The 22,610-nt window shown below is 53.2% G+C and carries 17 protein-coding genes; 6 read left to right on the forward strand and 11 right to left on the reverse strand.

Annotated elements, in window-relative coordinates; translation table 11 throughout:
- Positions 1-15: 15 nt before the first annotated feature.
- A complete protein-coding gene (locus MHH82_RS30940) occupies positions 16-165 on the reverse strand; it encodes a hypothetical protein (RefSeq protein WP_340969344.1) in 150 nt (49 codons plus the stop codon).
- A 595-nt stretch (positions 166-760) separates the two neighbouring features.
- Between MHH82_RS30940 and MHH82_RS30945 the strand changes: the two genes are divergently transcribed.
- The 5 genes from MHH82_RS30945 to MHH82_RS30965 all read left to right on the forward strand — a co-directional run bounded on the left by MHH82_RS30945 (position 761) and on the right by MHH82_RS30965 (position 8,037).
- The gene (locus tag MHH82_RS30945; protein ID WP_036659597.1) at positions 761-2,386 is read left to right on the forward strand and encodes a PhoX family protein; all 1,626 of its coding nucleotides are present in this window, start codon (positions 761-763) and stop codon (positions 2,384-2,386) included.
- 24 nt (positions 2,387-2,410) lie between these two features.
- Positions 2,411-2,632, forward strand: coding sequence for a twin-arginine translocase TatA/TatE family subunit (gene tatA / locus MHH82_RS30950; protein WP_015737862.1), 222 nt, complete (start codon positions 2,411-2,413; stop codon positions 2,630-2,632).
- Entirely contained in the window at positions 2,589-3,362 is a 774-nt protein-coding gene (gene tatC / locus MHH82_RS30955) for a twin-arginine translocase subunit TatC (RefSeq protein WP_340970210.1), read from the forward strand. The genes tatA and tatC overlap by 44 nt, the downstream gene beginning before the upstream one ends.
- 361 nt (positions 3,363-3,723) lie before the next feature.
- Positions 3,724-5,301 (forward strand): amidase, encoded by a 1,578-nt coding sequence (locus MHH82_RS30960; RefSeq protein ID WP_015737864.1) that lies wholly within the window; start codon positions 3,724-3,726, stop codon positions 5,299-5,301.
- Between the two features lie 438 nt (positions 5,302-5,739).
- Positions 5,740-8,037, forward strand: coding sequence for a helix-turn-helix domain-containing protein (locus MHH82_RS30965; protein ID WP_015737865.1), 2,298 nt, complete (start codon positions 5,740-5,742; stop codon positions 8,035-8,037).
- 107 nt (positions 8,038-8,144) lie between these two features.
- On the opposite strand, the gene MHH82_RS30970 is transcribed toward MHH82_RS30965, so the two are convergent.
- The 8 genes from MHH82_RS30970 to MHH82_RS31005 all read right to left on the reverse strand — a co-directional run bounded on the left by MHH82_RS30970 (position 8,145) and on the right by MHH82_RS31005 (position 19,362).
- Complete coding sequence (locus tag MHH82_RS30970) at positions 8,145-9,191, reverse strand: glycoside hydrolase family 18 protein (RefSeq protein ID WP_015737866.1); 1,047 nt, start codon at positions 9,189-9,191, stop codon at positions 8,145-8,147.
- 21 nt (positions 9,192-9,212) lie between these two features.
- The gene (locus tag MHH82_RS30975) at positions 9,213-11,831 is read right to left on the reverse strand and encodes a transglutaminase domain-containing protein (RefSeq protein WP_036659313.1); all 2,619 of its coding nucleotides are present in this window, start codon (positions 11,829-11,831) and stop codon (positions 9,213-9,215) included.
- Between the two features lie 7 nt (positions 11,832-11,838).
- Positions 11,839-12,864 carry a carbohydrate-binding family 9-like protein gene (locus MHH82_RS30980; protein ID WP_340969349.1) on the reverse strand — a complete coding sequence of 342 codons (1,026 nt, stop codon included), beginning with the start codon at positions 12,862-12,864 and terminating at the stop codon, positions 11,839-11,841.
- 65 nt (positions 12,865-12,929) lie between these two features.
- The gene (locus MHH82_RS30985; protein WP_340969351.1) at positions 12,930-14,216 is read right to left on the reverse strand and encodes an alpha-L-fucosidase; all 1,287 of its coding nucleotides are present in this window, start codon (positions 14,214-14,216) and stop codon (positions 12,930-12,932) included.
- A gap of 64 nt (positions 14,217-14,280) precedes the next feature.
- Complete coding sequence (locus MHH82_RS30990; protein ID WP_340969353.1) at positions 14,281-15,666, reverse strand: alpha-L-fucosidase; 1,386 nt, start codon at positions 15,664-15,666, stop codon at positions 14,281-14,283.
- A gap of 146 nt (positions 15,667-15,812) precedes the next feature.
- Complete coding sequence (locus MHH82_RS30995; RefSeq protein ID WP_015737871.1) at positions 15,813-17,423, reverse strand: extracellular solute-binding protein; 1,611 nt, start codon at positions 17,421-17,423, stop codon at positions 15,813-15,815.
- A 43-nt stretch (positions 17,424-17,466) separates the two neighbouring features.
- Positions 17,467-18,375 carry a carbohydrate ABC transporter permease gene (locus tag MHH82_RS31000; protein ID WP_015737872.1) on the reverse strand — a complete coding sequence of 303 codons (909 nt, stop codon included), beginning with the start codon at positions 18,373-18,375 and terminating at the stop codon, positions 17,467-17,469.
- A 15-nt stretch (positions 18,376-18,390) separates the two neighbouring features.
- Positions 18,391-19,362, reverse strand: a complete 972-nt coding sequence (locus tag MHH82_RS31005; RefSeq protein ID WP_009593016.1) for an ABC transporter permease — start codon at positions 19,360-19,362, stop codon at positions 18,391-18,393.
- A 422-nt stretch (positions 19,363-19,784) separates the two neighbouring features.
- On the opposite strand from MHH82_RS31005, the gene MHH82_RS31010 reads away from it, so the two are divergent.
- Positions 19,785-20,819 carry a glycoside hydrolase family 18 protein gene (locus MHH82_RS31010; RefSeq protein WP_015737874.1) on the forward strand — a complete coding sequence of 345 codons (1,035 nt, stop codon included), beginning with the start codon at positions 19,785-19,787 and terminating at the stop codon, positions 20,817-20,819.
- A 396-nt stretch (positions 20,820-21,215) separates the two neighbouring features.
- Here the strand turns inward: MHH82_RS31010 and MHH82_RS31015 are convergent, their stop codons facing one another.
- On the reverse strand, positions 21,216-21,434 hold the full coding sequence (locus MHH82_RS31015; protein ID WP_009593023.1) for a DUF378 domain-containing protein: 219 nt from the start codon (positions 21,432-21,434) through the stop codon (positions 21,216-21,218).
- A 168-nt stretch (positions 21,435-21,602) separates the two neighbouring features.
- On the reverse strand, positions 21,603-22,499 hold the full coding sequence (locus MHH82_RS31020; RefSeq protein WP_036659317.1) for a LysR family transcriptional regulator: 897 nt from the start codon (positions 22,497-22,499) through the stop codon (positions 21,603-21,605).
- Positions 22,500-22,610: the final 111 nt, after the last annotated feature.

Genomic DNA, 22,610 nt, shown 5'->3' on the forward strand with positions numbered 1-22,610 from the left:
AACACAAGCCCGTACCTATAACTCCGCTTGTATTGCAGTACTGCCGGAAGCACGCAACAGTTCTTGCAGTTCTTGCAGTTCTTGCAGTTCTTGCAGTTCTTGCAGTTCTTGCAGTTCTTGCAGTTCTTGCAGTTCTTGCAGATATCCAAAGAGACGAATAAACAAACTAATGGACACTAGATCCGTTATTTCGAAAAAAAAGCAACTTTCCCCGTACTTCCGGACTCAGAATCCGCTATCTACTATAAATACCACGATTAACAGCCATATTCTATGTAATAACGGATCTGGTGTCCTCATTTAACCCCAAACCAACCAATCGAGACGTAATAGCGGAACCTCTGTCCTCAAATCATTACAACAGTCAACACGCTCATGCAGCGCCTGGTATTCCGCGGACAAACAAACCTCGCCCTATCGATACAATACGTCCATCAATCCATTCGCGTCCTTCGATTCATTCTATCCGTTCGACACAGTAGGTTAATCGTTACAAATCGGTCGGACGGTCGGTCGACCCACACAATCCATCAATTTAATCCATCAATTCACCCTAAAGCCCAAATAACTGAATCTGTTCATTTTGGCACCATCAACTGGTAGTTAGGCCAAGTTATTAAAGCTAGAATCGTGCACCATACCTAATTTACTTCATTTTTACATTTCCACCATTCACCGATGATATTCCCATAACATTTCCCCTATAAACTTGTCCTGATGGCAATTTATACATTAGGGGTGGATAAGCTTGAATAAAACGATGGATCGCAAAACGTTTCTGTCTTATCTGGGTACGGGCGCAACCGCATTGGCAGCCGCTTCCGCTGGCTTAGGCGTATTGGAAGGAAAAGCCTCCGCCATGTCCGGAACCGCAAATCATCTGTTCGGATTCAAAACGAATCGGGTCAGCGGCTACTTCGAGCCAATCGAACCAACCAAAGCAGACCAGCTCGTCCTGCCTAAAAATTTTAAATATGATGTCATTGCGGCATTCGACGACGTAATCAATCCGGCTGGCGAAAAATTCGGCTCCGGCTGCGATTACAACGCATTTTTCCCGCTCAAGGGCTCCAATGTCCGCGGCCTCCTGGTCAACAATCATGAGTATTCCACCATCTTCTCGATCGGACCTGTGAAGGACGGGAAAATGACGGCGGATCAAATCCATAAAAACCTGTATTACCAAGGCATGTCGGTCATTGAGGTATACCGCGACGAGAAGGGCGTATGGAAAATGGACACCACCTCCACCCATGCCCGCCGCATCAACGGCTTCAGCAAATTCGACATCACCGGTCCGGCCAAGGGCATCCCTGCGCTGAAAGGCGCCACGACGGCGACCGGCACGTTTGCCAACTGCTCCGGCGGCGTAACGCTGTGGAACACGGTTTTGTCCTGCGAAGAGAATTTCGAAGACACGGCGGCAGTCTCGAACCTGCCGGATACGCACTACGGCTGGGTCGTCGAGGTGGACCCGTTCGATAAATCCTTCTTGAAGAAGCACACCGCCCTCGGCAGATTCAATCATGAGAACACCGCCATGGGCCTTGCCGCAGACGGCCGGGTCGTTGTCTATATGGGCGACGACAAGAAGGATGCCTGCGTCTATAAATTCATCAGCAAGCACAAATACGATAAGAGCAAAGGGCGCGCCAACTCTGCGCTTCTGGAAGACGGAACCCTGTACGTTGCCAACCTGAAATCGGGTAAGTGGCAGCCGGTCACCCTTGAAGCCGTAGCCAAGGCCACTGCAGAAGATAAAGAGCTCCAGGCCAAATTCAAGTCCCAAGGCGATGTGGTGACTTACTGTCAGGAAGCTGCCCGTCTTGTCGGCGGAACGCCGACGGACCGTCCGGAAGACATCGAAATCTCGCCGTTCGACAACACCGTGTTTGTCTGCCATACGAACAACGACAATCACGGCAACATCCACGGTCACATCACGCGTATCTTTGAAGCGGGCAACGATCTGGCCGCCATGGAGTTCGACTTTGAGATCTTTGCTGCCGGCGGACGCCAATCCGGCTTCAGCTCGCCGGACAACCTGGCGTTCGACTCGAACGGCGACCTGTGGGTCGTGACGGACATCTCCAGCAGCAGCCAGAACAAAGGCGTTCATAAATCCTTTATGAACAACGGACTGTTCGTGATTCCAACCAGCGGGCCGGAACAAGGAGTTGCGCTGCAATTCGCTTCCGGACCGGTAGAGTCCGAGCTTACAGGTCCTTTCTTCACTCCCGACGAGCAGACGCTCTTCCTGTCCGTTCAACACCCGGGCGAGAATACGGAAGACCTCAGCAAACCAACCAGTACATGGCCTCACCGCTCCGGCGAAAAGATGGCACGCTGCGCGGTCGTGGCGATTAGCGGCTTCAAACTGGAATAATACCAATCGAAAGGAGCGAGGATCATGCCGTTTGGCAACATTGGAATCGGTGGTTTAATTCTTATTTTGATTATCGCACTCATCATATTCGGTCCCTCCAAGCTTCCCGAGCTCGGTCGCGCTTTCGGGCGAACCTTAAGCGAATTTAAGGGCGCAACCCGCGGCTTAATGAACGGAGACGACGAGAATGGGAAAAAAGACGATGCTCCGCAGACTGCTGCAGCGGTCGATAAGCAGCACAGCTAATCCGAACGACCAAAGCGCGATCGAACATCTGGAAGAAATGCGGAAGCGCCTGATCCGCACGTTGATTGCGTTTCTGGTCGCGATGGTGGCCGCCTTCATCTACGTCGAGAAGATCTATCACTGGCTGGTACGCGGGATGGACGAGCAGCTCGTTCTGCTCGGTCCCTCCGAAGTGATGTGGGTGTATATGATCATTGCAGGCGTGGTGGCCGTCACCGTCACGCTTCCCATTGCCGCTTACCAAATATGGCGGTTCGTGCAGCCGGCGCTGCCGGACGGAACCCACCGCTCCGCCATGCTGCTCATTCCCGTCATCAGCGTGTTATTCATTACCGGCATCTGCTTCGGATACTTCGTGCTGTTCCCGATGGTGCTGCAGTTCATGCAGCGCATGGCCGAAGGGGCCTTCCAAACGATGTATACCGCGCAAAAATACTTCACGTTCATGATTCATATGACCGTACCGTTCGGATTTCTGTTCGAAATGCCCGCCATCGTCGTTTTTCTGACGAAGCTCGGCATCGTGAATCCGCACCGGCTGGCCAAGATGCGCAAATCAGCCTACTTCCTGCTCTGCATCGTGGCCGTGACCATTACGCCGCCAGATATCATGTCCGATCTGATCGTGATCGTCCCGCTGTTCCTGCTGTACGAAATCAGCGTTTCGATTTCCAGATTCATCTATCGCAAGCAGCTGCAGCTCACTCAAGCGGAGGGCAGCGCAACCTAATTCCACGTCCGTTTCCCCCGAAGTTGGACGGAACCTTCAAGAACCCGTGACTATACAGCCTAAGCAAGCAGGTTGTCTAGTCACGGGTTTTATTATGTGTAAGATTATCTTACATTATTTTTTATCGGAATCTCATAAAATGATTGACACCTTCAAAAAAAACCATTAACTTTACTAATTAACAAAGAATCCAACACCACTTCGTCATTAAATGTTATGAATCAGGAGGTGAAATGTTCTAAATCACTTAGAGATTGTCATATTCATGTTATTAATACTTACATTATTGCAGTTCAGTTCCTTGATAGTCTCTAAGATCGCATGGGAGATGCGAAAAAACGACGAATGGGGGAAATGATGAATGATGAAAAAACAAACCAAGATATTCAAACGCGTGTTGTCCATGGCACTCCTGCTTGGATTGGCCATGAACAGCATAACCGCTGCGGCAGCTGAACGGTTTCCCTATGAGGAAATTACATTGAAGGAGCTTGAGAAGGGTTACGCGGAAGGAACGTTCAAAACCGAAGAGGTTGTGAAGGCCTACCTCGACCGGATCGGCATCTATGAATCCAATTACAATGCGTTTACCATGATGAATGCGGGCGCGCTTCAGGAAGCCCGCGAGGCTGACCGGCGCCGGGCGGCCGGCGAGAAGCTCGGCCCCCTTGCAGGTGTGCCGATTGTCATCAAGGAAGCCGTCGACGTCGCCGGCTTCCCGTCCACCTTCGGCTGGGGCCCGCTCAGCAAAGAGCTCGGCGGAATCGAGCTGATTCCGGAGAAGGACGCCCCCGTCGTTGCCCGCTTGAAGGCGGCCGGCGCCATTATACTGGGCAAGACCAATATCCCGGCATTCAGCTCCGACGGTACGCGCGCCAGCTCCAGCTGGGCCGGCGACACCTATAACGCCATCGACCGGAAGCTGGTCCCGGGCGCCAGCAGCTCCGGAACGGCGATGTCCATATCAGGCAACTTTGCCGTGCTCGGCATTGCCGAAGAAACCGGCGGATCGATCCAGAATCCGGCGGCTGCCCAAGCGCTGGTCGGCATCAAGCCAACCTTCGGATTGGTGCCGAATGCCGGGGTCGTGCCTCTCGCCGGAAGCACCAGAGACGTTGTCGGCCCGCATGCCCGTACGGTTCACGACGCCGCCGTCATGCTGGACGTCATCGCAGGCTACACGGCCGAGGATGCCAAGACCGTTGCATCGATCGGCAACATTCCCAAGAAAGGCTACACCTCCAAGCTGAATCCGTTGGCCCTCAAGAACAAACGCATCGGTCTCTATGGCCCGGGGTGGCTTGGCGAAGAGCTGACGGCGGAGACCCAGAAACTATATGACCGGGCCGTGAAGGAACTGGAGGGTCAGGGAGCCATCGTGGTTACCGATCCGTTCGCCGATTCGGAATTCGCCGAATTCGCCAAGTCGTCAGGCTCCATCGGCATTGAATCGATCGTGTACGATATGGAGCAGTATCTGAAGCGCCTGGGTCCGAATGCCGCCATTCAGTCGGTGGATGAACTGATCGTGAAGACGGGCGAGACCCCATCGGCGCTCGCCAGGTACCCGGAAGCCTTGAAAAATCCTGGCTCCGTCCCTGATCTCTCGAAATTCACGGAAATCAGAACGAAGTATCTCCATATTTTTAACGACGTGCTGGATCAACACAAGCTGGATGCACTCGTCTTCCCTCAGATGTATAAGGAAACGCCGCTGCTTCACAGCGAGGACAAAATCGCCGACACTACCGTTCCCGAGATCAACATCGCGGGCGTTCCTCTCGTCACGGTGCCGGCTGGATATTATAAGAGCGGTTCTCCATTCTCCATCGCCTTTGTCGGCAAAATGTGGAGCGAAGCCGACTTGCTCGGCATGGCCTACGACTACGAGCAGGCAACGAAGCATCGCGTCGCCCCAACGCTTGTCGCCAAGCCTTAATACCTGCCTGATCAGCCTAGTCCAAATCAACCGGAGCCGCAGCGGCTCCGGTTTTTTCAAGCAACGTAGGCAATGATAAGACATGCGCGTCCATAGAAGCCCGGCAACGGCCTATAAGTACCCATTACCTTCGTTATTTACATTGCGATTTTGAAATTTTGCATGTCTCCAATTAATTTTAGTAATGATCCATTGATTTATTAGTCAAGTTCTCCTAGTATTTTCATTAGGAACATCCGGCGGCTAATCATGAAAGCCATAGCCTTGCCTTTATTTATGATAGCGCTATCAGACGGCGCAAAAGGTCAAACGTCTATCGACGTACCTTCGCAGATGATAGACTTATGCCCAGAGGAGATTTTCTTGCGATTATCGAATGGTTCAGCTCTGCTGTAAACTTATCATTCCATAATCTTAAAATACCGGGAGGTTGCAGATATGAAATGGAATCACTTCAAGTCCAAGCTTCTGCTTAAATACACACTGTCCTACATATCCATTTTCCTGATACCTCTTGTTATATTAACCATCATCATTTACCACAATGCCGTGGATACGCTCCGTTCCGAGATCGAGCAGACCAACGTCAATCAGCTGACCCAGGCCAAAACCGTCATCGATGAGCGCATGAAGGAACTGCAGGACATCGCGTTTCGAATTGCCTACGACGAGCAACTGACCCGCTATTGGACCCACCATCCGTACTACAGCCGGGAATCCATCGGGGCCTTGGTCAAATACAAAGCCACTAGCTCCATCATCGATGAACTGTTCCTCTTCTTCCGCGGAGATAACAGCATTTACTCGTCCCAGGGCTTCGAGAACCTAAACGTATTTACCGACCGCTACAAATTCAACAGCTGGAACGAAACGGAGATGGTCCGGGATTTAAACTCCGTCCAAATCCCGACCATGCGTCCGGCGGAACAAGTCGTGCAAGGGACCAAAACCCAGAATTCCATGCTGGCATACCTTGTGCCGATCGCACCCAACAATACGCCGGCTCACGGCACCGTCATGTATTTCATCCACGAATCGAATCTGACGGGATTGATCGACTCCATCCTCAGCGATTATCATGGGATGACTTATATTTTCGATAATTACGGACAAGTGCTGGCCGCCAATTACAAAGGCGAGACCATTACCGAGCAGGAGGTCAACGCGCTGTTCTCGCTTGAGCCGGGAACGCACAGCCTTTCGTTGAACCAAGAGCCCCATTCGGTTGTATCCGTCAAATCCGACACGGGCTGGACTTATGTCACCGCGATGCCAAGCAACCAATTTTTCGGCCGCATCGTGCATATCCGCACTTTTATCGTTCTGGTATTCTCCTTCGTGGTGATGATGGGCACCATTCTGGCGATCATGCTGGCTCGCAGGCAATACCATCCGATTTCGGATTTGATGGAGTTCATTCGCTTGAAGAATGATCCCGAACCGTCCACTCCCAGCAACGAGCTGGAATGGATCAAGAAGACGCTGCATGATTACAGCCAGCGCGTCGACCTTCAAGAGCCCTATGCCCGAAATCATATACTGCTCATGCTGCTGAAGCACGGCCACACCGGGGAATTCCCCGCCGAGTATACGGAGAAGCTGGGCATCCGCTTCAGCCGATCCCACTATTTTGTCGTGACCATGGGCTGGGAGTCGCATGCCCTTCCCATCGGCGACAATCCGGAACGGCGGCCTGTCATGCAGCTGATGAACGATGTGGAGCTGACCGCTTTTTCCGCCTATGCTTATGGCGTGGAGCTGCCGCAGCCCGATCAGCTGGCCCTCATCGTCGGATTCGATGCGGAAACCGGCCATGAAGCGAGCCTTAACGCACGCATGGAGCCCATCGCCCTGGCGCTGCAATCGATCGCGGCCGAGCACACGGGCGTATCTCCCGCGATCGGGGTAGGCAACCGCTACAGCTATCCGGAACAGCTGAATCAGTCCTTCATCGAGGCAACGACCGCGCTGGAAGCATCCATGCTGCATGGACAGGGGAGCAGCACCTTCTTTAACGCTCTTTCAGGCTCCGGTGCGCAGGATTCCTCCTTCTGGGTCCCTAAGGATGTGCTGCTGAAACTGGTACAAAGCTTGAAGCAGGGCAGCTACGACGTGGCGGTTCAGATGGTATCCACCGCATTGAATAACCTGAAGGCGGAAATGCCGTCCGTACCGCTGCTGCGCTGCATATGCTTTGATATCCTGAACACGATGCTGAAGACGGCTTCGGAGCTGGGCATCCATCATGTGGTTAATCAGCTGCCGCGCGTTACTTCCTATGACTCGCTGGAGGATTTGGAGAAGAAGCTGGCAGGCCTCGCCGCCGAAATCTGCGCCCATGTCGAGGCGAAGAGCGAGACGGAAGAAAGCTCCCTGATGGACGAAATCGTCGCTTACATCGATGGCAATTTCACGGATTATGACCTGAGTCTCGGCACGATTTCGTCCAAGTTCTCCATCTCCTCGTCGTATTTCAGCCGCTCCTTCAAAGAGAAGATCGGCATGAACTTTACCCAGTACATCTGGCAGAAGCGGATGGACGAGGTCATCCGGCAGCTGCTGCACACATCCGACCCGTTAAAGGATATCATTACGCGGGTCGGTTACCTGGATACACCGAACTTCATCCGCAAATTCAAGAAAGAGACGGGTTACACGCCGGGCCAATACCGCAAAATGCACAGTCCCAACGCCGCCGATTCCACGGACGATGACGACGATGAGTGCATCGGGTAACGGTTTCGCCGGATAAATGAAAACCTCCCTTGGGCCCTAGGGTCCAAGGGAGGTTTTCGTATGTTTTAAGGCGTTATCAGCCAGCCGTCGCGCAGCGGCGGCATCTTCTATTTCCCGGCCGGGATGCTCTGAAGTCCTTGATGCATGGCCGTCAGCAGGCGACGGGTCGGGTCGCATCCGTATTCCCAGAACATGATCCCGGCCAAGCCTTGCTCCTTCACGTATTGGCATTTGCACCGAATCGATTCCTCATCGTCATAAGAAATCAGGCTGGAGCCGTTAAACAGATACGGCGCACAAGCCTCCTCATCCCAATAACGGATGTAGCCGTTCTTGTTGATGTACTCGGCAGCCAGCTCCGCGAACGCCGGACCATAACCGCCCGTGCTGCCGGCCATTTGGTGAAGGCCGTTGTTCCGGTCCGGCACTTCATTCCATACGCGCGAATAAAATGCGGCACCGATGACAATCTTCTCCTTCGGAACGCCGGCTTGGACGAACAGGTTCACGGAAGCATCCGTGCTGATTCGGAACAGATCGCCGGTGGGCGTGTACAGATTCGTATGATGTCCGGTCAGGATCTGAAACCCGCCGCGCATGTCATAGGTCATCAACTGGACAAAATCCAGGTACTTCTGCACCTCCGCCATCTCCGTGCCGTCTACATAGTACTGGTCGGCCCCCGCAGCTATCGTAAGCAGGTAGTGACGCCCGTCTTGCGAGCCCTTGGCATCAAGAGCCTCCCGGATCGTCTTGAGCAGAAGGGTAAAATTCCGTTTATCGTCCGGACTTGACGCTATGCCGGCCTCCCCGTAGCAAGGATATTCCCAGTCCAGATCGATCCCGTCAAAAGGGTATTCCTCCAGCACCCGTATGGCGGATGCGGCCATGCGTTCCCTTCCCCCCTCAGTTGAGGCGGCTTCCGAGAAACCGCCCGCACTCCAGCCGCCAACGGACAGCAGCACCGTAAGATCGGGGTGATCCCGTTTGATGTTCCGGACAACCTCGCCATTCTTCAGATGCTCGGTCGTGATCTCATCGTTTTTGACATGGCCGAAGGCCACGTTCAGATGCGTCAATTTCGTCAAATCCTCATGCGTCATGTCGGGAAGAGCCGAATCGACGGCGTATCCCGCCGCAATGTACTTCGTCATTACACTTCACTCCGATCCATTCTAGGGTTGTGATATCGCGGCTGCAATTTGCAGCGCTTCTTTCCCGGTGCCGATCTTGTATCCCGAAGCCGCATAACGGATCTGGTCCTGGCCGTCCAGGACGAACAAATGAGGGTAACCGGCTTCATGCGCGGCAGGATCCGGGATGAAGCCCGATAAGGAAGCATAACCGGAATCCCGCAAGAATACCGTGCGTGCCGGCAGCTTGGGATAGCCGGCCGGATCAAAGGAAGCCGTCCATTCCGCATCTCCGATTGCCAGCACAATCGGCAATCCCAGCTTGTCGAGCGGCTCAGCCAACTCGCTCAGCTCGCGAAGCAGATGCTTGGTCGGCTCCCGCTCCGGTTCGATCCAGGCAGCGATGGCTCCCTCTGATCCCAACAGCCCCTTCAGAACGGCCCCGGTTCCATCCAGCCGGGTCAAAACGCCGCCCGTCTCGAGCTTGCCCAGCACGGGAATGTCGACCGCCGTTTCCCGATACGTCAGCGCTACCGCTACGGTATCATCCGCTCGCACGGTAAAGTACGTAAAGCGCACGCTTACCGTTCCGTCCTTCAGCCGGACGCCCGAAGTCAAGCGGTAAGAACCCGGCTCCACCTCATACGGCCCATCGTAAACATCGGTCATGCCATAAGGGTATACCAGCGTCTTGTACACGCCTTCTTCCAAGCGGGCGAAGGTAAAATTCTCGGCATAGGATGCGGCTGGCGCGTCCTTCGAAACCTCCGTATCCCTGAGGAGCTGCAGCATCCCCCAGCTCGATCCCTCCTGGTTCCGATGGGAAGCCAGACGGAATACGGCATCTTCCCAACCGCCATCACCTAGGTACTGCGGCTTCTGCTCGCTCGGATGCAGCCGGGCAGGAATTCCCAGACTGCGGCATACCGCCACGAACAGGATATCCAGCGACTGCTGGTCTCCCTTCATCAGGCTGTACGTGCCGGCCGGATTCCCCTTGCCCTTCAAGTTGGGAAGATCTTCATGATACGCATAGCCTTGCTCCAAATGACCGGCAAGCTTCGATGGACTTTCCCTGAACGCTTCTGCCTCCGCGGCCGTAAAGGCATGGTCGAATACGCGTCGATACGGAACCAGCATTTCATAAGAGACCCGCGGGCACAGGATGTACTTCACGAAGGTATCCTCATCCCACGATCCGCGCCGGGAGATCGCGCCCATCAGATGATCATCCAGCGTTTGCCGGAAGGTATCAATCAAATCCTTTTCGTTCAGCGACTCCAGCAGCCGCAGCGGCCACTCGCCATATTCGCCCGATCGCTCCTCCAGGAAAGCGGCGATTTCGCGGCTGTTGCCCCTGGCCTTTTGCAGAACGCCCCACACCCGTTCGGGTGGCAGCCCTAGCGTCTTGGCCACCGCGAATGCCTTTTCCTCGCTCAGGAATGTCCCCTCGTAGTCGGTCCGGATCTTTGACCCTTCCTCCAGACGGCGATTATGAGCCCGGATCATCTCTTCCGGCAGCGCCGACGCGGCATCTCCTTCTCCTTCGGGCGGAGGAACCATATCGAAATCCACGATTCCTGCCGGCTGTTCGGATGAAGCAAGCACTAGCTCAATACGTTCGTTATCGTGGGCCTTATATAAGATTTCGCTCCACTTGCCTTCGCTGACCGCTCGAATCAAGAGATCGCCATAACCCGTCTTAAAGGAGGCCACTCCCCGTTCATCCGTCCTGATCTCGGCAATGGGATAAAATTCGGCCATATTGTACAGCTCAAACCGCACGCTTGCACCGGATACGGGCTCTCCCTGCTCGTTCCTCACGATCACGTCAAGGGTGCGAGCCGGCGCATAGTTCTCCAGCAAATTGATTTCCGTAAATCCCTTCTCATTCAGGGTAATATCCTCCGGCCCCGGGTAATCGGCAAAAATTCGCGTATTGATCAGCATGGCCCTGCGCGCCGGCGGACTGAACCACCCTTGGTTCAACCGAGCTTCCGGTTCGCATGCCCCGATGTAATACCACTGGCCGTCCGCCCATGCTTCCACCCAGGCATGATTGCTGTCGCAATGGGCCCAGCGCGGCGTATACACCTGACGCGCGGGAATGCCGATGCTTCGCAGCGCGGCCACCGCCAGCGTAGACTCCTCGCCGCAGCGTCCGCGCGCATTCCGGATCATCGTCAGCGGCGAAATCGTTCGCAGATCGCTGCCGATGTAGGTGGCCTTCTCATGACACCAGTAATTGGTCTCCAGAATGGCGTCTGCCATCGATAACCGCGCCGTCCGTTCGGCCAGCTCGTTGTAAAGGATACCGCGGAAATCCTCAATATTTTCCGTATTGACCCGATATGGAAGCACAAAATGCAGGAACAGATGATCCGGCACACGCTCGCCCCAAGGCACGCGCTTACGGATGTCCAAGGCTTGGCGCACATGGTTTAAGAACAATGCACCATCGTAGTCGGCCAAGTCGTTCACCGGCATATAAGCAAACAAATATTTCAAAGCCCAAGTCTCTTCTTCCGTCAGTTCCTGCTCAAATACGTGAAACAGCTGATCCTTGCGGGCCTCCGCAAAAACGATTTTCTCCTGAAACTTCTGCTCGATCCGCTCCAGCGTTTGCGAATCCAGCGAGAACACCATGGTTTGGCTGGTCATCCTCCGCTCACTCCCTCCATAGCTTTCCGTCTTCCCGAATGCAGATCAGAGCCGTGCCGTCGGAAGAAGGCGCGCTCATCTGGAACAGGCTGCGGGTCGTTTCAATCACGGGTTGGATGCTCCACGAATCCTCGCCCATGAGCTCCTTCATTTCCCGCGCAAATTCACCGTGGGCTTCATAGTGATTACGCTGCCGGTAATAGAGCCTGCGCAGCTCCCATTTGATCCGCTCGTCTTCCGGAAGCGTGAACGCTTGATGCCCCTCCTCGCCGTCGGCGAATACGACATAACCCCACAGCTCCGGGTAATGCATATTGATGATGCCCATGGGCGACCATACCCAGTTGTCCTCGGGGAAAGGCTTGCCTGTCTCCGGATTCACCACCTTGCGATACTCCCCATCTTGCACTTCGGTCTGCCATTCGACGCGCGAGAAGTTGACGCGCCAGAACTCGCCCGGCAACGGCGGGCGGCCGTCTTCGGCGCATTCCTTCAGACTGGCCCAAGGAATCGCCACCTCCACGCTCCATTTCCGGTTATCGGCGCCAGGTCGGTTCAGCTCCCCATCGATAAACACCGCCGTCTTGAGACCGCTGATATCCCAGCCGTTGACCGGCGGCCCGCCATCCCGGTACGGTTTCACCAGCAGCAGATCCCATACCGTATTCAGTGCATTGATCTCGAATTCGTAATATTGATGGCTGTCCCCGTCCGGATCAATGAATATTTCAAAGTCATTATCATAGAAAATAACCGAATCGCGTTCCGTCAAGGTCGCCCAAATCTGATCCTCGATCAGTTCGGCGAGAAAATAAAAATAGTCGTCATCCCACAGCATTTTGACCCGGGTCCGTTTGGCCGGCTTCGGGCGAAGATCCCCTTCGATATCAACGAAATCGTCGGTCCATTCCGCCGCATCCCAAAAAGCCTTGTCCACGCGGCCGTCCAGCACGAGCGGCTGTCCCGCACGCCTGCATATGTAATGCTTGGGAGCATACTCTATCCTCGGCTCCGGCACTCCACTTCTGTTCATGTCATTCTCTCCGCTTCGTGAGGGAGGCTAAGCGCCTATCAAGCGTTTGTCTCCCCGTGATATGGTTAGTTATGGGTGACGACGGCTCCCGAGCCGCCATACATCTCCAGCTCTTCGTCAAACTCCAGCTTAAGGACCGTCACCTGCTCATGCGTATCTTCCGGCGTCATTTTGATCCACGTCGTCCCCGGGATGTTGAACCAAGGCACGCCTCCATGGATTTCATGTTCAAGCTCTTTGCCCGAGTGCAGCACGGTAATTTTCTTGATCGGATTGCACAGTCCCTTGATGCACACATTCTCCTTCGGGTCGTCATAGACAAATAAATACAATGTCTTTCGATCCTCGGAGATCGTGCTTCCTCCCAGATAATAGCGGGTCATAATGCCTTCGCCCGTTCCGAATACGGCCTCCTCATGAGTTCGGATCCAAGCTCCCAGCCCAAGCAGAATGTCCTCCTGCCTAGGATCGATGGTGCCGTCCTCGCGGGGACCGATATCCAAGAGCATATTGCCCCCCATGGAGATGCAGTCGCAGAACATCCGAATGATCTGGTTCAATGATTTGTATTTATGGTCTGTAGGCACGTAGCCCCATGAGGTGTTGATCGTGGTGCAGAATTCCCACGGTCCCTCCGGTCTCGTGATCGGAATGCCCTGCTCAGGCGTTTTATAATCGCCGTGGCCCTGAAGCCGCGAGTTGATGATGATATCCGGATTGAAGGATTGCAGATAATGCTTGAACTCCGGCAGATTCCACTGCTCGGCGCTGCGTTCCCAATCGCCGTCGAACCACAGCAGATCCACCTTCCCGTAATTCGTCAGGATCTCCCGCAGCTGTTTGTTGTTGAACTCCAGGAATTTCTGCCACTTCTCCTGATCCTGAACGCCGTCCACGGGGCTGGTGTGCGGGTTGACGCCGCTGAGATCCTCCGGTACCCTGCCTCCTTCGAACACGCTCGGATAATCCGGATGCGACCAATCGATCAGAGAGAAATACATGCCCAGGTGAATCCCCTTCTCCCTGATCGCTTCCGCATACTCCCGCACGATGTCCCGATTGGCCGGCGTCCGCTTGACCACGTTGAGATCGCTGTACTGCGTATCCCACAGGGCAACGCCGTCATGGTGCTTCGTGGTCAGCACGGCATACCGGGCACCGGACTTCTCGATCAAGTCCGCCCATTTCTCCGCATTGAATTTCGACGCCGTAAAGCCGTCCAGCTGCTTCATGTACTCGTCGTACGTGATCCTCCCGTTATAGAAGGACCAGGATTCCGAGACCCCGTCCACGGCATAGATGCCGTAGTGAATGAAGATCCCCAGCTTGGCTTCTTCGAACCATTTCTGCATATCTGTCCACACCTCTTCTTGAAGTCGTTATAACATTAGAGAAATCGTTTATGCAGCCCGCCTCTTAACGAAACCGCAATACATGCGCGATCGGCGCCAGCCCCTGACGCTCCTGATCCGGAAGTCGGACCGCGACGCCATCGTCCGTGCGGCGATAATCCAGCGCCTCCTGACCCCCGACCAGATCTATGCGGCCGAACGCCGTCTGAATCGGAATGAACAGCTCCTCAGGAACGGCTTCTTGCTCATTTCGATACAGATAGATGGCGTAGGTCGTATCGCCTTTTTGGGTAAACTGGACCGCGCCGGAGGAATACGGCTCACAGACACGAGTCCCATAGATGGCCTCTCCGTAGACTTTCAGCCACTCTCCCATACCCTTCATTCGTGAAATGGCCGTCTCGGGCAGCCTTCCGTCCGGCTGCGGGCCCACATTGAGCGCTAGATTTCCGCCTTTGGCCACGATTTCGGCCAGCAGGTGAATAAGCTGGCGCACCGTTTTGTAACGATCCTCGTAGCGGAAGGAGAAGGAGGTTCCCATCGTGATGCAGCTCTCCCAAGGCACATGAAGGGCACGCTCAGGAAGGGTCTGCTCCGGCGTGATCAGATTCTCGTAAGGCCCGCCGACCGTGCGGTCCGCCGAAAGAAGCCAAGGCTGAATCTCACGCGCCTTCTCTACCACTTCGCCCAATCGGATATTCTGGTCCCGGTAATCGTTCACCCAGCCTGCATCCAGCCACAGCACATCGATGCGGCCGTAACGGGTCATCAGTTCCATGATCTGCTCATGGGTAAACTGGACGAACTGTTCCCACAGCCAAGGATATTTCTTCGGATCGTAGCTTGGGCCGCGAGAAGTGAAGCTCCCCGCTTCCATTCCCGGCGCCCAGTAGTATGGGGTATGCCAATCGGCCTTGGAGAAATAGGCGGAGATGCCGAGCCCCTTGGCACGGAAGGCATCGAACAGCTCCTTCGTGATATCGGCGTGTTTATGCCTATGGAACGGACATTCCGGTCCCGTAACGCGATAATCGGTCGTATGCGTATCCCACATGCAGAATCCGTCATGATGCTTGGTGGTAAAGTTCAAATATTTGAAGCCGTTATCGGCTGCCAGGTCAGCCCACAGATCAGGCTGAAAGCGAAGCGGGTTGAACGTCTTGTTCAAATCGAAATACTGCCGTTTAAGCTCCTCCGCATCGATGTCCCAGTCAATGCCGTCACGTGACCAGTCCGCGTCTTTATCGCTCAGCGCCCACGATTCAACAAGGCCCAGCTGGGAATACGGCCCCCAGTGCATCATCAGGCCCAGCTTCTGGTCCTTGAACCATTCCAATCGCTCCAGAAGCAGCGGATCCTCCGGCTTGACCCATTTGTCCTCACTGCTGAAATTGTGCACGCCCTGCTCCACTACCGCTTGCTCTTCCTCAACCAGCTTGTTCTCCGACATGGTGTACCTCCAATAGTCATTTGTGATAACGATATCTTTGAAGATCATTAGAAAGGGCTTTGCCTGCCCTTTAAAAACAATAGCCAACCCCCGGTCATGAAGCGACCGGGATACGTTGGCTCTTTGTTTTTCATATATGCATCTGATTATTGCTCAGCGTTCCAGCGATCATATGCGCCTTGGTAAAGCTCGACGAGACGGTCGCTGCCCATTTTCTTGACTTGCGCGACGTATTTATCCCAATTCTCAAGCGGCTCTTGGCCTGTTACGAATTTGGCTTCCATCTGTTTCACGTACGTTTCCAAATCGGACAACAGCGCAGTTGCTTCACTCTGCTCCTCATTCGTCAAGTAGACGTTAGGGAACGGCGATTTGCCGATCGGCACCAGTTTCTCTTGATTCTGCTGATCGATCCACTCATCGAATTCGGTGCGTAGACCTTTCGCAACATCCGGATCATTGACGCCAGGTGTCAAAATACCGTAGTTCGGCGTGATTTTGCCGCGATACTCCTCACGATCGCCGCCGCCCGGCACTGGGAGCCATTCTTTCACGCGGTTTGCCTCATCCTTGAATTTCCACAGGGTGCCTTCCGGTCCTTGGTTAAACAGCGTGGCGCCCTCATAGCTGTACAGGTAATCGATCCAGCGCATGGTCGCTTCCGGAGCCGGGTTGCTGCTCGAAATGGCGAATGTGCCTCTTGCCGACATACCAGGGTGCATGCCGTATACCGGAGAGTCGGCGATTTCACTCTTCACCGGCGTCATGAGCGGATGCTCGCTGCTAGGCTCGCCGCCGAGCGTGAAGTACGCATGGTAGTCGTTAAACAGAGCCAGCTGATTGTTTTCTCCCTTGGCTTTTTTCTGATCGCCTGTTTGCGAGAAGGTTTCATGATCCAGCAGTTCTTCCTTCCACAGACGGTTCATGAACGTCAGATAGCCTTTGTAGCCTTCTTCCTGATAAGGGTAGTGTACTTTCCCATCCTTGTCGGAATAGATTCCTTCGTTGTACATGCCCCAGAAGCCGAAGAAGTACATACGCAGGTCATCGAGCTTGACGGAAGTCAGCGGAATCTCGTCTTTCTTTCCGTTTCCGTTAGGATCTTCTTCCTTGACGCGTTTCAAGAATGTATATAATTCCTCAGTAGTCTTTGGCTCGGACACGTTTAGCGCTTTTAGGAACTTGCCGTTGTACCACATCGGGCCTCTGTACCATACGGCAGCCTTGTCAACGAACGGCAGGGCGTAGATATGTCCGTCCGGGGTCGTGAAGGATTTGCGGACATCCGGGTTTTCGTCAAAAATCTTTTTGATGTTCGGTGCATAGCCTTCGTCAATGTACTTCTCCAGCGGAATGAGGATACCTTGGCTGCCGTAAGTTACCTGCTCAGCCGGCTTCAGATCCGCCGCATAGAACATATCGGGCAAATCTCCGCTCGCAAACACCAGATTTTTCTTCGTTTCAAAGCTGTCAATCGGAGAAAGCTGATATTCCAGCTTGATGCCTGACAATTTCTCCATCTCTTGTAGTACGGGCATCGTATTCCAATCGGCTACACCGGCATCCTGTGACATGACCGTCAGAGTGATCGGCTCATCCACAATCGGGAAACCTTCCTTCTTTACCCCTTCCGTGCTGGCTGTCCCGGACGGTGCTGTAGCAGCGCCATCTCCTTTAGGTGAACCACAGGCTGCAAGCATTGTTGCTGAGAGGGTGAGGCAGAGTAAAATAGATGATGCCTTGCGAAGCTTTTTCATGACAACAACTCCCCTTTTTTGGTGTGGATTGTATGGTTTAAGATCAGCCCTTAACGGAACCAATCATAACACCCTGCACAAAGTAACGCTGAAGGAACGGATAAACAGCAATAACCGGAAGTGTCGCAACGATAATGACCGCATATTTGACCAGTGCGGCAATTTCCGCTTTGGAATTCATCGCTGCTGCGGATGAGGCGTCAATCGCCCCTCCGCCCTGTGCCGCCATCTCCTGAAGCACCAGGATTTGACGCAGGAAGAGCTGCAGCGGATACTTCGCCGCATCGTTCAGATAAATCATGGCACTGAAGTAACTGTTCCAATGTCCGACGCCGTAGAAAAGTGCCATGACGGCAATAATCGGCATCGAGAGCGGCAATACGATTTTGACGAATAACCGGAAGTTCGTACAGCCGTCGATATGGGCCGCTTCCTGAAGCTCCTTCGGAATGGTCGATTGGAAGAACGTCCGGGACACAATTATATTCCATATGGACGCAGCTCCCGGCAGTATAAGAGCCCACATGCTGTTGACCATGCCAAGATCTTTAACGAGCAGGTAACTCGGAATCAGTCCCCCACCGAAAAACATCGTAACCAGGAACACCGCCATAAAAAATCCTCTGCCCACAAAATCCGAGCGACTGAGCGCATAGGCTGCAGGCAGCGTGACAATCAGATTCACGATCGTACCTATCACTGTATAAATAATCGTGTTCTTATAGCCAATCCAAATGTTGGCATTCTCGAACACCCTGGCATATCCATCAAAAGTTATCCCTTTCGGAATCAGCCACATTTCACCTGAGCTTACGTACTTCGGATCACTGATAGAGGCGCTGACAATGTACAGCAGCGGGTACAGTACGATGATCAGTGCAATCGTCAAATAGATGTAGTTGCATAGCAGGAATAATTTATCCCCCTTGCTTTCCCTTACCGTGGATGACATATGTTATTCCCCCTTCTACCACAGGCTGTTTTCGCTGGTGCGACGAGCGATTTGGTTCACCGCTATCAGCAGAATCGCATTAATGACCGAATTGAACAATCCGACAGCGGTAGAGAAGCTGTACTGTGCGTCAACCAGACCAGAGCGATAAACGAAAGTCGAGATGACATCGGAAGAGCTCATATTCAGCGGGTTCTGCAGGAGCAGGATTTTCTCGAATCCGACGCCCAAAATGCTGCCCATGTTCAGGATCAACAGGATGGTGATCGTAGGTACGATCGCCGGAATATTGATGTGCAGAATGCGCTTGAACCTGCTCGCACCGTCCACGACGGCTGCCTCGTGCAGCTGCGGATCGACACCCGATAATGCGGCCAGATAGATGATGGTACCCCAGCCCGCACTCTGCCATACGCCGGACAACACGTATACGGTCTTAAACCAGGCAGGGTCCGTCAAGAATTGCGGCGGCTGAAAGCCCAGCATTTCCACAAAATTTACGATCATGCCGGACGAAGGCGACAAGAAGGTAATGATCATACCGGACATAACAACGACTGAAATAAAATGCGGCGCATACGTGACGGTCTGTACCGTACGCTTGAAGAATGAATCCTTCACTTCATTGAAGGCCAATGCCAGAATGATGGGCAGCGGAAACCCTATGGCCAGCTCATACAAGCTGATGCTCAAGGTATTCCAGAGCAAGTCCCAGAAGTAATAAGAGTTAAAGAAGCGTTCGAAATGGTCGAATCCGACCCACGGACTTCCCGTTATTCCCAGCGTCGGGATGAAGTTTTTGAAGGCGATTTGGATCCCGTACATCGGGCCATAATGGAAAATGACAAAATACAGAAATGCCGGAGCGATAAACAAATACAGCTCCCAGTTTCGAATCATCCTCCTCCATAATGTATTTTTTTTACGATTCGGAATCGTATTCACCGATAAGTTTGGCGACAGGGCGGACTTACCACTTTGCTGCATCGGTTTCTCCCTCCTTCTCTAATGAAAAATCCGGCCATTTTTTTCGGAAAAGCACCCCTGTTCAATGGATAAGAAAGAGCCTTCCTGACCACTCCTTAGCGTGCGGCTTTCGCCAGCCTCAGAATTGTTAACGCTTACATCCCAAGTGTATGGATCGCGGCATCATCCGTAAATATGTCATTTTCAATTGTCCGGTTGTAACGGCTCCATCCATTGGTATGACGGGCTTTTCACGTCCTTCCCAGTCTTGTCATTGTCGTTTTCGGGCAGGAAAACATGTGGTTTTTGACCCCTCCCCCTACGATAAATTGTCATCTTCGTTAACGGGATGATCCTTGACAGATGTCATATCTGACCGTAAGTTGGAAAAATAAACCGTAAAAGCAAAACTGACATATTCTAAAAGAAATGAGGTATTACGCATGCAGCCATCATCCTGGATTTTAGCCGGCTACGCAGGGCGCAAAGTCTTATCCGAGATCACGGCCGAAGATGCCCGGCGGCTCACTCATTTGAACATCGCTTTTGCCCATATCCAAGAAGACAAGATTACGTATACCGACACGAACACCATTCACGAGATCCAACGCTTGAAAGCCGTCAATCCCGAATTAACCATACTGTTGTCCGTTGGCGGCTGGGGCTCCGACGGATTCTCGAAAGCGGCAGCCACGTCCGAAGGTAGACAAAGCGTGTGCGAATCGGCGATCAAGCTGCTGCAAGAGTTTCCCTTCGACGGCATTGACCTGGACTGGGAGTATCCATGCTACTCGATCGCCGGAACGGCGGCATCGCCAAACGACAAGGAGAACTTTACGCTGCTGCTGAAGGAGCTCCGGGAATCGCTGGATCAGTACGGGCGGGGCAAGACACACTATCTGTTGACCATCGCGGCCGGAGCCGATCAATATTATATCGACGGCACCGAAATCAATGACATCCACCCCTATCTCGACTTCATTCAGCTGATGACGTACGACATGCGCGGCGGATTCCAGACGCTGACGGGCCACCATACCAACCTGTACACCTCCACCGGCGATCTGTTCCGAATCAGCGTCGACGCATCCGTCCGTCTGTTTACCCTAGCCGGTGTGCCGCACGAAAAAATCGTGATCGGGGCCGCATTCTACTCCAGGAAGTGGAACGATGTGCCGGACGTGAACAACGGATACCTCCAGGTCGCTCCCTCCCCCGGAGGTTACGGCCCGACCTATACCCAGCTCGCTGCCGAGTATTTTAGCAATCCTTCCTATAAGAGGTACTGGGACGACGAAGCCAAAGCGCCTTATTTATTCGACGGCAGCAGCTTCATCACATACGATGACGCCGAATCCCTGACCCATAAATGCAAATACATACAGGAGCAGGGGCTGGCCGGCATCATGTTCTGGGAATACAGCTGCGATGCGACGCACAGCCTGGTGGATGCCTTGTACAAAGCATTGCGTTCTTAAGCGGGACTGAGCTAGCACGAGCTGCAGCAGATTCACTCCCTTCATCATGTCTTAGAAAAGCTGATGATAGATGAGCCACACGTTAATTTATATAACATGCAGTTGACTTCATCTTCTTGCGCTGCAATGACTTGGCTTCATTCTATGGGTTCCTTCCGGATCCCGTAAATATGTCGTTTTTATCTATAACTATAGAGCACGAAAACCCTTATTTATACTGGAAAATTCATACTGCATATGTTGAATTTGCACCTCACATAAGCATGCCGCCACACGGACAGTTTCAAAGTTTTGGACATTAAAAAAAGCCGGTCCCCAATGGGGACCGGCTTTTTGGCTTATGCAAACCCAGGCATTTCTTGTCATTCGCGTTATGTTTATGTCATTAAATATAACCTACTTAGCTGTTGAACGGTCGTCATTCGTAACGTCACCGAAGAAGCGGATCGAGTACAGTGCACACAGTCCGACAATCGTATAGATGATGCGGGAGCCTACAGAGCTCTGCCCACCAAACAATGCAGCGACCAGGTCGTATTGAAACAGACCCACGAGCAGCCAGTTGATGCCTCCGATAATCAATAACAGCAATGCGATGGTATTAAATGTTCTCATCGTTTAACCCTCCTTACGCCCTTTTTTTCACGTCATTTCTTATATGGTTTATTCAATAGATTATGGTAACTATTTTTAACCAACAATTGCATTTATAATCATGACCGGACAAAAAAACATCCCTAAGCGGGATGTCCTTGATACTCGATTCGAAATCGCCTTCTTCCCCTACACTTCCTTAGGAAACCCGCGCTGTTGACGCAGAAGCTCCAGAAAGATCTCAACGGCCTTGGTGTGATACGGCGTTTTCTGCGTAACCCATGAGAACTGGCGCGCCACCGGCTTGCCATCCGGTACCAGCATATGCAGCGTTCCAAGTCGAATCTCTTTGCGCACCGCCCACCTCGACAACAGCGTAACGCCAAGGCCTGCCTCCACGGATTCCTTGATCAGCTGGGTGCTTCCGAACTCCACGATATGCTTAGGATGAACATGATACCGGGAGAACATCCGCTCCGTTGCCTCGCGGGTGCCCGAACCGGCTTCCCTGACAATCCAGGTCTCATCCGCCAGCTCGGACAGCGGTACCTCCTGCAGATGGTCGTACCGCCCGTCACGGGGGACCATCACCACCATTTCATCCTCCGCGAAAGCCTCGATAAGCAGCTTCTCATCCTGATAGTCGCCCTCGACGATCCCGATATCCGCCTCATGTCGCAATATCATCTCCGCCACCTCCTTGGTGTTCCCGATCGTAATCGACGGGCGGATCAAGGGATAACGCTCCCTCATATAAGCGATCAAATGCGGCAGCATGTACTCCCCGAAGGTATAGCTGGAGCCGATGGACAGATGGCCGCTTGCCCGATGCATCAAATCGTCCACAAGGGCGTTCATGCGGGTGTACAGGCCCAAAATGTCCTTCGCATGATGGTATACGATCTCTCCCGCTTTCGTAAGCCGGACGTATTTATTGGTTCTCTCCAGCAGCTTGGTGCCAACGGAACGCTCCAACGCCTGGATATACTGGCTTACCGCCGGCTGTGTCATAAGCAGTTCCTCGGCCGCGCGGGTAAAATTCCCCTTGTCTACGACGGCTACGAATACTTCCAGTGCTTGATCCACGCTTTTAGCCCCCTTCGTTCCAGATCCATATTTGGTTATGCGTTATATTACCATAATAAATTACTTATGATGATCATCATAATGATTTATTTTTCTTATTCTAAGCAATGG

The organism is Bacillus sp. FSL K6-6540 (assembly GCF_038007545.1).